This is a genomic window from Rhodococcus sp. ENV425, from assembly GCF_002887785.1.
In the GTDB taxonomy this organism is placed as follows: Bacteria; Actinomycetota; Actinomycetes; order Mycobacteriales; family Mycobacteriaceae; genus Rhodococcus; species Rhodococcus aetherivorans.
On the sequence record NZ_PCZU01000098.1, the window covers coordinates 1 to 12,545 of the forward strand.

A 12,545-nucleotide genomic window follows, 5' to 3' on the forward strand; every position below is an offset into this window, starting at 1 on the left:
GTCGAGCAGCTCAAGGACATCGTCGCCGAGCACGCGATGGACTACGACCGCCTCGCCATGCGCTGGCGCACGCCGAAGAAGTTGCAGGACAGGATCGTCGAGCGGGTCAAGGCGCTCACGACGAAGGGCGACGCCTTCCGCTGACGGCGCAACCGGATCGCGGAGCGGCGCCGGTCAGGGTGTCCGTGTCCGTCGATCCACTTCCTTCTCGACGGCGACGGCGAGGTCGTGGACGACCCTGGAGTGCCATTGCTTGTGAGCCGCGAGGTCCGCGGCGAGGGCATGGCAGTCCGGGCATTCCTGTGCGGCGCTGTTCTGCTGGGTGTGCTCCATGGTGTTGCACCTCCTGGAAGAGATATCCGCCTCCACCGTGGCACGGATGCGGAACGTAGTCCACGATTGCGTGCCCGCCGATCCTGTGCGTGCCGGCGGCTTGCTCCCTCCAGGGCGTGCCTGCCCCCGTTGTGGCGGGACCGGGGGTGCGCGGTGCACAGTACGAGTGCAGGCTCCGGGGCCGGGCAGCGGATACCGTGACGTCCGTGAAGACGGTAGGGGTCGACCTCGCGGCGGAGCCGGCGAAGACGGCGGTCGCCACCGTCGCCTGGGAGCACGGCACCGCGACGGTGCAGGAGCTACGGCTCGGCGCGACCGACCCGGACGTCGTCAACGCGGTGGCCGCCGCGGACCGGACCGGCATCGACGCGCCGTTCGGGTGGCCCGACGCGTTCGTGGACTTCGTCGGCGCGCACCATCGCCTCGAGTACTCGCGCGAGCGCGCCCTGAGCAGCCGAGCCGGACGGCTCCCGCTGGTGCGGCGGTTGACCGACCGCGTGGTGCATGCCGGGACGGGAATCGTCCCGTTGAGCGTGTCCGCGGATCTCATCGCCCATGTGGCGCTGCGGTGTGCGGGTCTGCTCGCGGAACTCGATGCCGTCGGGGTGGATGTCGACCGCGTCGACGGAACGGTGGTCGAGGTGTATCCCGCTGCTGCGCTGCAGGGCTGGGGCCTGCCGTTCAAGGGATACAAGAGCGCGAAGAACCGCGAGGCGCGGGCCGCATCGGTGGCCGCACTGGAACGCGCCCTTCCGGGACTGAGGCTCGGCGGCTTCCGGGACCTCTGTGTGGCCTCCGACGACGCGTTCGATGCGGTGGTCGCCGGCCTCGTCGCCCGAGCGGCAGCGCTCGGAAGAACCGTCCGGCCCGATGCGGCGCAGCGCGCCGTCGCGGTCCGGGAGGGGTGGATCCATCTGCCGCTGTGCGGAATCCGTGAGCTGCTCTGAATTTCCGAGATGATCGGCGACGCTCGCCCTCCGCCGCTACCCTGCACGCAACGAGAGGAGCCGCATGGACCCGGTGATCCGGATATCGGACGAGGTGCGCGACGCCGTCGCAGCCCGCCGGCCGGTGGTGGCCCTGGAATCGACGATCTTCACCCACGGCCTGCCGCGCCCCCGCAACCTCGAGGTGGCGCTCGAGGCGGAGGCGCGGTTGCGGGAGGCGGACGTCGTCCCCGCCACCGTCGGCGTGCTTCGCGGCGTCCCCACCGTGGGGCTGTCCACCGACGAGATCACCGACCTCGCGACGGCGGAGACGGTGACGAAGCTGAGTGTGCGCGACCTGCCGATCGCCGTGGCGCGACGACTGTCCGGCGGCACCACCGTTGCCGCCACGGCGCTGCTCGCACACCGCGGCGGGGTCGAGGTCTTCGCGACGGGCGGGCTGGGCGGCGTGCACCGCGGCGCGCAGAGCACCTTCGACGAGTCCGCCGACCTGGTCGCCCTGTCCACCGTGCCGATCCTCGTCGTCAGCGCCGGCGTCAAGTCGATCCTCGACATCCCGGCCACGCTGGAGCGGCTCGAGACCCTGAGCATTCCGGTCGTCGGCTACCGCACGACCAGCTTCCCCGGCTTCTACATCCGCGACAGCGGCTGCCCGCTCGAACATTCCGTCGGGTCGCCGGCCGAGGTCGCCGCCCTTGTCCGTGCCCGGGACGCACTCGGCCTGAAATCCGGTGTCCTGCTTGCGAATCCGGTATCGGAAGACGCCCAGCTCGACCCCGCGCTGCATGCGCGGGTGCTGCACGAGGCCGAGGAGCGGGCCGCGGCGGCCGGAGTGGTCGGCAAGGACACCACCCCGTTCCTGCTCGACCACTTCCACCGCGCGACCGGCGGCCGCAGCCTCGACGTCAATGTCGAGGTCTATCGGGGCAATGTCGCGCTCGGCGGTGCCGTCGCCACGGCGCTCGCCGCCGAACCGCGATAGCCGCCGGCCGGGGTTCCCGCCCGCCGCCTCGAGGGCGGCCGTGCCCGGTGCGCCACCGCGCGTTGACAGCGACTGTGACCTGGGGCACAATCATGCCCACGTCCGGCGGGTGTCGTAACCCCGCCGTAATCGGCCGTCGTGCCGCGACCCGTCATGGGTCCGTTCTGTAAATCTCTTGTTACACACGGGATTTCTGGTGTCGTTCGACCCTTGCGGGCCGGTGAATACCCCTCCTGGGAGGGATACCGAGCCCCGTGCGGCCCGGCCAGGATTAACCCGACGCGAACGCAATCCGACGCGATCGGAAACCGCCCGAACCTCGGGCGACGACGAACGATCCCGCCACGTGACGCCTCGGCGAAAGGGCAAGAGCCATGACCGTGAGTTCCACCCACTCGTACGACGAGCTGGTGCAGCACGACCGGGTGCACCGCACGCTGTACACCGACCCGTCGATCTTCGACGACGAGATGCGCCGCGTCTTCGGCCGCACCTGGGTGTACCTCGCGCACGAGAGTCAGGTCCCCACTCCCAACAGCTACCGCACCGGCTACCTGGGTCTGCGCCCCATCATCGTCACCCGAGACCGGGCCGGCGAGCTGCACGCCCTGTTCAACCGCTGCACCCACCGGGCCGCCACCGTCTGCCGCGACGAGAGCGGCACCGCCAAGAACTTCCAATGCCCGTATCATGGCTGGACTTTCAAGAACACCGGGCAGCTCGTGGGGGTGCCGTGGCCCGACGCGTACGGACCGGACTTCGAGCGCACCGACCTGAACCTCGGCGTGGTGCCGAGGGTGGAGAGCTACCGCGGCTTCGTCTTCGGCACCCTCAACGCCGATGCGCCGCCGCTCGCCGAGCATCTCGGCCCGGTCCGCGAACCCCTCGACTACTGGATCGACCGCGCCCCGGGGGGTGAGGTGTTCCTCCGCAACTCCGCGCACCGCATGGTCTACCGCGGCAACTGGAAGCTGGCGTACGACAACGCCGGCGACGGATACCATCCGGCGTTCTCGCACCGCTCCCTGCTGCAGATGGCCGAACGGCTCGGCGAGTCCAAGGACATGACGTACTTCGGCCGCACCCCCGACCGCGGCCCCATGTACGTGCAGTACCTCGGCAACGGACACACCTTCATCGACCAGCGCCCCAGCTACGACGGCCCCGGCGCGTTCTGGGCCAACCAGCGCCCGCAACCCGGGAGGGAGGTGTTCGAGGAGCTGATCCGCAGCGAGTACCCCGACGACGCGCTGCGCTACCTCGACCTGACCGTCGGCGCCCAGATCAACCTCAACATCTTCCCGAACCTGCTCATCATCGGGAACCAGGTGCAGGTGATCGAGCCGCTCGCCGTGGACCGTACCCAGCTCACCTGGTACGCCACCACCGTCGGCGGTGTCCCGGACGAGGTCAACGTCCTGCGCATGCGCACCCAGGAGGACTTCCCGGCCTTCGGCGAACCCGACGACCAGGCCAACTTCGAGGAGGCCCAGCGCGGCCTGAGCATCCCGGAGGTCGCATGGGTGCAGATGAACCGCGGATTCGGTGTGGAGGGCCGGCAGAAGGTCGACGCCGACGGCGTCGTGACCGGGCCGGTGACCGACGAGCTGCACATGCGCGGCTACTACCAGGAATGGCTCCGGCTGATGAGCCGGTGAAGGGACACGAGAGATGACCGTGCAGAGCAACGAACGCCACGACACTTCCCGGTACTCGTACTACCTGGACTCCGCCTACTACGACCACCTGGCCGAGCTGATGGGGGCCTGGCAGGAGGACTGGAGCGAACCCGATCCGCGGGTGCGCTCCGAGGTCGAGAACCTGCTCTACCGGGAGGCGCGCCTGATCGACGACGGCCGCTTCAACGACTGGGTGGAGCTGTTCACCGACGAATGCCTCTACTGGGTGCCCACCACCCCCGGCGGCGGCGACCCCCGGCGCGAGGTGTCCCACGCCTTCGACGACCGTCGCCGGCTGATGGACCGGATCTACTGGCTGCGCACCGGACTCGCGTTCTGCCAGATCCCGTCGTCGCGCACCCGGCGGCTCGTCACCAACGTCGAGGTCCTCGACACACCCGACCGCCGGCTCGTGCGATCGAACTTCCTGATCACCGAGTTCCGGGCGGGCACGACCAAGACGTACGCCGGCTGGTGCGGGCACGAACTCGTCCGCCGGGACGAGCAGTGGCGGATCGCGGTCAAGCAGGTCAACCTCGTCGACTGCGAACACGGCCACGAGAACCTGACCCTCGTCCTCTGACGGGCCCGCCATGACCGACAACACCGAACTCGACCGCCTGCGCGCCGAGGTGGACCGGCTCACGCGGCGCGTCGACCGCCTCGACCGCGAGCTCGCCGCCCACCGGCAGGTCGCCGACGCGATCCGGCGCGCGCAGTTCTGGGACTTCACCCCCTACGAACTCGTCCCGGACGGCAGCTGGATCGCCGTCGACCGCGCCGACGCCGTCGCCCTGCTGCGCGCCCTCGCCGCCACCGACCACTGGCGACCGTGGACACACACTCTGGAACCCCGAGGTGCCGTATGAAACCCCTGCTCGTCGTCGCCCACGTCGACGACCCCGACCTGACCGTCCTCGGCGACGTCGTGCGCGATCACGGCGTCCCGATCCGGATCGTCCGCCCCTTCCGCGGCGACGTGCTGCCCGCGCCGGACGAGGCCGCCGCGGTGATCTGCCTGGGCGGTAAGGAGTCCGCCGACGACCCGCACGACTACCTGCTGCGCGAACGGGACTTCCTGCGCACCGCCGCGGCCGGCGACGTGCCCACGCTCGGGATCTGCCTCGGCTCCCAACTGCTCGCCCTCGCGCTCGGCGGCACGGCGGTGCGCGGCAGCGACCGTGCCGAGGTCGGCTTCGTCGACGTCACCGCCTGCGGGGCGGGGCTGGATCACCCCGTCGATTTCACCGGCACCCGGTTCTCCTTCCACTGGGACACCTTCCAGCTGCCGCCCGACGTGACCGTCCTGGCCCGGTCCCGGGACTTCGTGCAGGCCTTCGCGTTCCGCTCCGCCATCGGGGTGCAGTACCACCCCGAGAGCTCCGTCGACGGCATCGCCGGGCTCATGGCCGGCGAGCCGGACAAGGTCCGCGCCGCCGGCGCCGACCCCGACGAAATCCGTTACAAGGCACCGGAGTTCGCCGATCCCTCCCGTGATCACCTCGCCGACCTCGTCGAGCACCTGCTCGCCCCGGCGCTGTGCCCGAGTCCCGGAGCCGGTCATGAACACTGACGCCGACCTGCTCATCCTCGGTGCCGGCCCCACCGGCCTGTACGCCGCCTACTACGCCCGCATCCGCGGCCTGCGCACCGTCGTCGTCGACGCGCTCCCCGAGCTCGGCGGCCAGGTCGCCGCGCTCTACCCGGAGAAGGAGATCTACGACGTCGCCGGCCTGCCCGCGGTGAAGGGCAAGGACCTCGTCCGGCAGCTCGTCGAGCAGGCCGGCGACGACGTCGAGTACCTCCTCGGCCGGCAGGCCGTGGACCTCGATCGCGACGGCGACGTGCTCACCGTCCGCACCGACGACGACGAGCGCATCCGCACCCGCGCCGTCCTCGTCGCCGGTGGCATCGGGTCCTTCCGGCCCCGGCCCCTCGACGCCGCCGACAGGTACGCCGGGCGCGGCGCCGCGTACTTCGTCACCGACCTCGGCGACTACCGCGACCGCGACGTCGTGGTCGTCGGCGGCGGGGACTCGGCCCTCGACTGGGCGCTCGCCCTCCATCCGATCGCCGGGTCCGTCACCCTCGTGCACCGCCGCGACCGCTTCCGCGCGCACGCCGCGTCGGTGGACGAACTACGCCGCCGCGGTGCGACCATCCACACCAACGCCGAGGTCACCGCCGCACACGGCACCGACAGTCTCGAACTCGTCGAGGTCCTGCGCCACGAGCACGGCGACACCGTGCGGCTGCCGGCGCAGAAGCTGATCGCCGCGCTCGGCTTCACCGCCCAGCTCGGGCCGCTGCGCACCTGGGGCCTCGAACTCCACGGTCAGCACATCGTGGTCGGCCGCGACATGGCCACCAACGTCCCCGGCGTCTACGCCGCCGGCGACATCGCCGAGTACCCCGGCAAGGTGCGGCTGATGTCCGTCGGCTTCGGTGAGGCCGCGACCGCCGTCAACCACATCGCGCACCGCATCGACGACGATGCGCCGCTGTTCCCCGGCCACTCCACCGACGCCGGCCCCGTCCCGAGCTGACGCACCCCCAGGAGGAACCGTGCCGTACTTCATCGGAGAACCCTGCACCGACGTCATGGACAAGTCGTGCATGGAGGAATGCCCCGTCGACGCCATCTACGAGGGCGCCCGCAAGCTCTACATCCACCCGTTCGAATGCGTCGACTGCGGTGCCTGCCAATCGGTCTGCCCGATGGAGGCCATCTCGAACGACCGCCGGGTGGACGAGACCACCCGCATCCATCTCGAGGACAACGCCGTCTTCTTCAGTTCGGTGCTGCCCGGGCGCGACGCCCCGCTCGGCTCCCCGGGCGGGGCGGTGCACACCGGCCCGATCGGGGTCGACACCCCACTCGTCGCGGCACGCGACTGACCCCACGAACCCACCCCTCACGGAGGACCGCATGTCCACTTCAGCCAAGTTCGTCGCCCGCCACGCCCTGTACGACGCCGCGCAGCAGGAGGCCGCCGACCGCGCCCGGAACCTTCTCGCGGAGAAGGGCATCGAGATGGTCCGCCTGGCCTGGCCGGATCAGCACGGCCTGATCCGCGGCAAGACGATGACCGTCGACAGCTACCTGGCGGCGCTCGAGTCCGGCACCGAGATCACCATGGCGCCGTTCTTCTTCGACACCGCCAACGCCATCGTCTTCAACCCGTTCAGCCCCGGCGGCGGGTTCGACATGCCCGAGCTGTCCGGCAGCCCGAACCTCACCATGGTTCCGGACCCCACCACCTTCCGGGTGCTGCCGTGGGCGCCGGACACCGGCTGGGTGCTGTGCGACCTGTACTTCCGCGACGGCAGCCCCTTCCCGTTCTCCCCCCGCAGCATCCTGCGCAACACCCTCGCCCAGCTCGAAAGCGCCGGCTACCACCTGATCACCGGCCTCGAGGTCGAGTGGTATCTCACCCGCGTCCTCGACGACAAGCTCGTCACCGGCTCCCTCGGTGCCCCCGGGATGCCCGCCGACCCGCCGGAGGTCGCGGCCGTCGCCCGCGGCTACAACTACCTCCTCGAATCGCATCTCGACGAGATCGACGACGTGCTGCGCCCGGTGCGACAGGCCGTCACCGCGCTCGGGCTGCCGCTGCGCTCGATCGACGACGAGTGGGCGCCGAGCCAGGTCGAGACCACCTTCGACGTGCTCGAGGGCATGGCCGCCGCGGATTCGATGCTGCTGTTCCGCTCCGCCGTCAAGCAGATCTGCCGCCGCGGTGGCTACCTCGCCTCCTTCATGTCCACCCCGGGCATCCCCGGCTTCTACGCCAGCGGCTGGCACCTGCACACCTCCCTGGTCGACACCGTCACCGGCGAGAACGTCATGGTGCCGGGGGAGGGGGAGCTGCTGTCCGACATCGGCCGGCACTACGTCGGCGGCACCCTGGCCCACGCCGCCGCCGCGTCGCCGTTCATGACGCCCACGATCAACGGGTACCGCCGCCGTCGCCCGTACTCCCTGGCCCCGGACCGGCTGACGTGGGGCCTGGACAACCGGGCCGCGATGATGCGCGTCATCAGCGCCCCCGGTGACAAGGCCTCACATGTCGAGAACCGCGTCGGCGAGCCCGCCGCCAACCCGTACCTGTACATCGCGGCGCAGGCCGCCGCGGGGCTCGACGGCATCAAGAACAAGACCGAGCCGGGTGCCCCGTCGGTGGATCCGTACGCCGCCGACGTTCCGCACCTGCCCACGAGCCTGAAGGAAGGGCTCGCGGCCCTGGGGGCGAGCCGGTTCTACCGGGAGGCGTTCGGCGACCGTTTCGTCGACTACCTCGTCACCATGAAGTCCAGCGAGGTCTCGCGCTACGAAGCGCACCTGGCCGAGCAGCCCGACCCGCAGGGCTACGCCGAGACCGTCACCGAGTGGGAACACCGCGAGTACTTCGAACTCTTCTGACCACCGCTCCACCCACCGGCACAAGGGATGACCGCCATGAGAAGAATCTCCGTGATCGGGGCCGGCCAGGCCGGAACCCTCCTGTCGATGGCCCTGCAGGCCAACGGCTTCCAAGTAGACCTCTACACCGACAAGACCGCCGAGGAGATCCTGCACGAGACCTCCCCGACCGGCACCGCGGCCCTGTTCCACCGCTCGGTCGCCACCGAGCTGCGGCTCGGCTGCCCCGGCTACGACGACAAGGGCGTGCCGATGGACGCCCTGCACGTGTGCTTCAGCCCGAAGATCGGGCAGGAGCTGGTGCACTTCGGCTCCGCGCTCGGCGACGCCGCCGGCGGTGCCGTGGACGTGCGCCGCAAGTCGTACGACCGGATGGTGCGCCTGGCCGAACTCGGCGGCAACATCGTCGTGACATCGGTGCAGCCCGACGACCTCGACGACATCGCCGCCGGCAGCGACCTGACCGTCGTCTCCACCGGCAAGTACGGATTGTCGTCGCTGTTCGCCCGCGACGCGCGGCGCAGCGTCTACGACACCCCGCAGCGCAACCTCGCCATGGTGCTCGTGCGCGGCATCCCCACCGACGGCACCGCCTTCCCCAACCGTGTCGAGGGCTCGACGGGCGTGTGCTTCAACCTCTTCGGCGACGCCGGGGAGATCTTCTGGGTGCCGTTCCTGCACAAGTCCGGCGAGAACGTCTGGTGCCTGGTGTTCGAGGCCAAGCCCGGCGGCCCGTTCGACTGCTGGGCCGACGTCACCACCGTCGAGCAGGCCTTCGCGACCGCCTCGCGCCTGGCCCGCGACTACGCCCCGTGGGACTGGCCGTCGATGCGGAACATGGAGCCGATGCTCGACGACCCGCACTCGTGGCTCAAGGGCCGGGTCACCCCGTCCGTGCGCTCCGGGCTGGGCACCACCCCGGGCGGCCGGCCGATGATGAGCCTCGGCGACACGTCCGTCGCCTACGACCCCGTCGCCGGTCAGGGCGCCGGCTCCGGCATCCGGCAGGCCGGGCACTACTTCGACGCCCTCCTCGCCCGCGGCGACGGACCCTTCGACGCCGATTGGATCACCCGCACCTTCGAAGGCGTCTACGAGGAGCACATCGCCGGCACCTACCGGTTCACCAACCTGCTCCTCGAACCGCTCGGCAAGACACCGCAGCGGGTGCTCACCGCGTGCTTCGCCGACCAGCGCCTCGCCACCCGCTTCGCGCAGGTCTTCGACGCACCTCCCACCGCCTTCCCGTGGCTCACCGAGCGCGCGGCCGCCGACCGGTGGATCGGCGAGCACACCGGTCGCCGCCCCGGCGCGGTCGTCGCCGCCGGCACCGCGAAGATCCTCGCCGGGCAGGTCCGGAACACGCTGCGCGGCAGCCACTTCCCGCGGGCGGTGAGCGCGTGATCGCCACCCTCGCCGAGCGCGACCGGCGCTGGCGGCTGCTGCACGAGCGGATGGAGCGCGACGGTTACGACGCGCTGCTGTTCGCCGCCGCCGACTACCGCGGCCACAAGGGCGCCCTGCGCTACCTCGCCGACTACAACCTCTCGCACCGCTACGGCTACGCCGTCCTGCACCCCGGCGCCGCGCCCACCCTCGCGCTGCCGAAGAACCTCGAGGGCGGCCGCCGGCCCCGCACCGGCTGGATCGACGACTACGTCTACGCCGAGAAGCTCTCCGAGGCGCTCGTCAAGACCCTCACCCGGGGTGCGGCACCGGCCCGCGTCGGCATCGTCGGCATGGGGCAGGTCATGAAGGTCGAGGACTACCTGCACCTCACCGACGCGCTGCCCGACACCGTGTTCGAGGACGCGAGTGCGATGTTCGAGCAGGTCCGCGCCGTCAAGACGGCCGCCGAGATCCGTGGCGCCGAGGAGTCCGCGTACATCGCCGACCGCTGCTTCGAACGGCTGCTCGAGATCGCCCGCCCCGGCACGACCGAACGCGCCGTCGCCGCCGAGATGTACCGCGTCGCCTACTCGCTCGGCGCCGAGGACCCGCTGTTCCTCACCATGTACGCCGACGACGAGCCGACCGGCCCGTGCCCGACGTTCGGGGCCCCCGGCGGCCGGGAACTCACCGCCCACGACGTGTTCACCTTCAGCTACGAACTCGTCGGGCCCGCCGGCTACTGGATGGAACTGTCCCGCATGGTCACCTTCGCCCCGCCCACGCCGGAGGTGCAGCGCCTCGCCGACGCGGTGTGCTCCGGCCTGGCCGCCGGAAGCGCCGCCCTGCGCCCCGGCACCACGATGTCCGGCGTGCAGCGCGACGTCATCGCCGCGATCGAGCAGCACGGGGTCAGGTCGTCCTACTGGTCCGGCCACGGCCTCGGCCTCGACGTGCTCGAGGAGCCGTGGGTGGGCCTGGAGATGGTGCAGGACAACGAGAACCACGAGGCCGTCACCGCCACCGCCGAGGGCATGGTGATCGCCCTGCACCCCATGCTGTGGGACGCCGACTCCGGCGCCATGGGCTACATGGCCGACACCTGCGTCGTCGAGGCCGGGCGCACCCGCACCCTGTCCAAGTTTCCGACCGAGCTGTACCGGGTCTGAGAGAGGTAGAGCAATCATGACCACCCTGGAACGCCCCACCGCCGGCACGGCGGGCGGCACCGCCATCGACCCGATCCTCGCGTCGGTGCTGCAGCGGCGCGTCGACGCCATCGCCAAGGAGATGGCGACGATGCTGATGCGCTCGTCCCGCTCGCCGATCTTCAACGAGATCGGCGACCTGGTGACGGTGCTGTTCGACAAGCACGGCCGCACCCTCGCCCAGGCCGAGTTCGCCGCCATCATCGCCTTCGGCGCCCAGCCGCCACTCGAATACATCATCGACTACTTCGGCGACGACATCGCCGAGGGCGACGTCATCCTCCACAACGACGTCTACACCGGCGGCAACCAGAACGCCGACACCGGCGTCTACCTGCCCATCTTCCACGAGGGCGAACTCGTCGGCTGGGCCGCCGCCAAGGGCCACATGGCCGACATCGGCGGCATGACCATCGGCGGCTACAACCCCAGCGCCACCGAGATCTGGCAGGAGGCCCTGCGCATCCCGCCCGTGAAGATCATGGCCGGAGGAGTGCTGCGCAAGGACGTGTGGGACTTCGTCGGCGCCAACATCCGCATCGACTTCGTCATGGAGGACATCAAGTCCATGGTCGGCGCGTGCACCGTGGGCTCGCGCCGCCTCGTCGAACTGCTCGGCCGCTACGGCCGCGGCACCTTCGACGCCCACATGGACTACATCCTCGACAGCTCCGAGAAGCAGGTCCGTGCCGAGATCGGCCGCTGGCCCGACGGGGTGTACCACGGCGAGAGCTGGATGATCTCCGACGGCCTCGACCCCACTCGCCGCTACAAGGTCGCCTGCGGCATCACCGTCTCCGGCGACGAGGTCACCTTCGACTTCTCCCGCACCGACGATCAGGCCCCCGGCATCACCAACATGCCGCCCGCCTCCGCGATGGGCGCCGTGCGCATCGCGTTCCTCATGCTCGTCGCCGCCGGCGGCATCAACATCCCCACCAACGACGGCCTGTTCCGGCCCGTGCACACCGTGTTCCGGCCCGGCTCGCTGCTCAACCCGCACTTCCCGGCCGCGACCATCTTCGGCAACCAGATGTGCGACGAGGTCGTCGACGCCATCATGTCGGCCCTCGCCGACGCCCTGCCGGACCGCGTCACCGCCGGGTGGAACAAGTTCATCTGCACCGCCCTCAACGGCACCGACCCGCGCACCGAACAGCCGTTCGTGACCCTCACCGTGTTCCAGCGCAACGGCCCCGGCGCCATGAAGGGCACCGACGGGTGGGACGCGCTCGGCTTCACCGGCACCGCCGGGCAGATGCGCTCCCCGGACCCGGAGATGTTCGAGCTGTCGAGCCCGCACTTCCTCGAATATCACGAGTACCTACCGGATTCGGCCGGCGCCGGCCAGTGGCGCGGCGGCCTCGGCACCCGCTCGGCGTGGCGCTGCTACGGCGACTCCGAAATCGGCGTCACCATCGGCGAATCCGTCGAATCCGAGGGCGGCGCCCCCGGAGCCGGCCTGTTCGGCGGCGGCCCCTCCGGCATGAACCGCATGACCGTCGAATACCCCGACGGCACCACCCACGAGTGGGGGTCGAAGGAACTCGTCGAGCTCCCGTCCGGCTCGGTGGTCCGCTCCGT

The 12,545-nt window shown here is 70.6% G+C and carries 13 protein-coding genes; 12 read left to right on the plus strand and 1 reads right to left on the minus strand.

Features of this window, described 5'->3' with window-relative positions; translation table 11 throughout:
• Window positions 1-174: 174 nt before the first annotated feature.
• Window positions 175-333 carry a hypothetical protein gene (locus tag CQZ88_RS29835; RefSeq protein ID WP_006944786.1) on the minus strand — a complete coding sequence of 53 codons (159 nt, stop codon included), beginning with the start codon at window positions 331-333 and terminating at the stop codon, window positions 175-177.
• A 206-nt stretch (window positions 334-539) separates the two neighbouring features.
• Here CQZ88_RS29835 and CQZ88_RS08185 point away from each other — a divergent pair, with 206 nt between their 5' ends.
• From CQZ88_RS08185 to CQZ88_RS08240, 12 genes are all read left to right on the plus strand, one after another.
• The gene (locus CQZ88_RS08185) at window positions 540-1,280 is read left to right on the plus strand and encodes a DUF429 domain-containing protein (RefSeq protein WP_006944788.1); all 741 of its coding nucleotides are present in this window, start codon (window positions 540-542) and stop codon (window positions 1,278-1,280) included.
• A 64-nt stretch (window positions 1,281-1,344) separates the two neighbouring features.
• Entirely contained in the window at window positions 1,345-2,262 is a 918-nt protein-coding gene (locus CQZ88_RS08190; RefSeq protein ID WP_102799570.1) for a pseudouridine-5'-phosphate glycosidase, read from the plus strand.
• A gap of 374 nt (window positions 2,263-2,636) precedes the next feature.
• Window positions 2,637-3,920 (plus strand): aromatic ring-hydroxylating dioxygenase subunit alpha, encoded by a 1,284-nt coding sequence (locus tag CQZ88_RS08195; protein ID WP_006944801.1) that lies wholly within the window; start codon window positions 2,637-2,639, stop codon window positions 3,918-3,920.
• A gap of 13 nt (window positions 3,921-3,933) precedes the next feature.
• A complete protein-coding gene (locus CQZ88_RS08200; protein ID WP_006944802.1) occupies window positions 3,934-4,524 on the plus strand; it encodes an aromatic-ring-hydroxylating dioxygenase subunit beta in 591 nt (196 codons plus the stop codon).
• A gap of 10 nt (window positions 4,525-4,534) precedes the next feature.
• Window positions 4,535-4,810 (plus strand): hypothetical protein, encoded by a 276-nt coding sequence (locus CQZ88_RS08205; protein ID WP_029542639.1) that lies wholly within the window; start codon window positions 4,535-4,537, stop codon window positions 4,808-4,810.
• Window positions 4,807-5,514, plus strand: a complete 708-nt coding sequence (locus CQZ88_RS08210) for a type 1 glutamine amidotransferase (protein ID WP_029542640.1) — start codon at window positions 4,807-4,809, stop codon at window positions 5,512-5,514. Before CQZ88_RS08205 ends, CQZ88_RS08210 begins: the two co-directional genes overlap by 4 nt.
• Window positions 5,504-6,487, plus strand: a complete 984-nt coding sequence (locus CQZ88_RS08215) for an NAD(P)/FAD-dependent oxidoreductase (protein WP_029542643.1) — start codon at window positions 5,504-5,506, stop codon at window positions 6,485-6,487. Before CQZ88_RS08210 ends, CQZ88_RS08215 begins: the two co-directional genes overlap by 11 nt.
• A gap of 19 nt (window positions 6,488-6,506) precedes the next feature.
• Window positions 6,507-6,839: a ferredoxin gene (gene fdxA, locus CQZ88_RS08220; RefSeq protein WP_029542645.1), complete on the plus strand. Its 333-nt coding sequence runs from the start codon at window positions 6,507-6,509 to the stop codon at window positions 6,837-6,839.
• Window positions 6,840-6,870: 31 nt separating this feature from the next.
• Entirely contained in the window at window positions 6,871-8,364 is a 1,494-nt protein-coding gene (locus CQZ88_RS08225; protein ID WP_043800073.1) for a glutamine synthetase family protein, read from the plus strand.
• Between the two features lie 36 nt (window positions 8,365-8,400).
• On the plus strand, window positions 8,401-9,768 hold the full coding sequence (locus CQZ88_RS08230; protein WP_146034277.1) for a styrene monooxygenase/indole monooxygenase family protein: 1,368 nt from the start codon (window positions 8,401-8,403) through the stop codon (window positions 9,766-9,768).
• The gene (locus CQZ88_RS08235) at window positions 9,765-10,922 is read left to right on the plus strand and encodes a Xaa-Pro peptidase family protein (RefSeq protein ID WP_102799571.1); all 1,158 of its coding nucleotides are present in this window, start codon (window positions 9,765-9,767) and stop codon (window positions 10,920-10,922) included. Before CQZ88_RS08230 ends, CQZ88_RS08235 begins: the two co-directional genes overlap by 4 nt.
• A 16-nt stretch (window positions 10,923-10,938) precedes the next feature.
• Window positions 10,939-12,545, plus strand: a 1,607-nt coding sequence (locus CQZ88_RS08240; protein WP_102799572.1) for a hydantoinase B/oxoprolinase family protein, incomplete at its 3' end; no start/stop codon positions are given.

What these genes read in the sequence shown, in the direction of transcription:
- CQZ88_RS08200 (WP_006944802.1), top strand. Translation starts at nt 3,934, where the DNA reads ATGACCGTGCAGAGCAACGAACGCCACGACACTTCCCGGTACTCGTAC.
- CQZ88_RS29835 (WP_006944786.1), bottom strand. Translation starts at nt 333, where the DNA reads ATGGAGCACACCCAGCAGAACAGCGCCGCACAGGAATGCCCGGACTGC.
- CQZ88_RS08230 (WP_146034277.1), top strand. Translation starts at nt 8,401, where the DNA reads ATGAGAAGAATCTCCGTGATCGGGGCCGGCCAGGCCGGAACCCTCCTG.
- CQZ88_RS08210 (WP_029542640.1), top strand. Translation starts at nt 4,807, where the DNA reads ATGAAACCCCTGCTCGTCGTCGCCCACGTCGACGACCCCGACCTGACC.
- CQZ88_RS08225 (WP_043800073.1), top strand. Translation starts at nt 6,871, where the DNA reads ATGTCCACTTCAGCCAAGTTCGTCGCCCGCCACGCCCTGTACGACGCC.
- CQZ88_RS08205 (WP_029542639.1), top strand. Translation starts at nt 4,535, where the DNA reads ATGACCGACAACACCGAACTCGACCGCCTGCGCGCCGAGGTGGACCGG.
- CQZ88_RS08195 (WP_006944801.1), top strand. Translation starts at nt 2,637, where the DNA reads ATGACCGTGAGTTCCACCCACTCGTACGACGAGCTGGTGCAGCACGAC.
- CQZ88_RS08190 (WP_102799570.1), top strand. Translation starts at nt 1,345, where the DNA reads ATGGACCCGGTGATCCGGATATCGGACGAGGTGCGCGACGCCGTCGCA.
- CQZ88_RS08215 (WP_029542643.1), top strand. Translation starts at nt 5,504, where the DNA reads ATGAACACTGACGCCGACCTGCTCATCCTCGGTGCCGGCCCCACCGGC.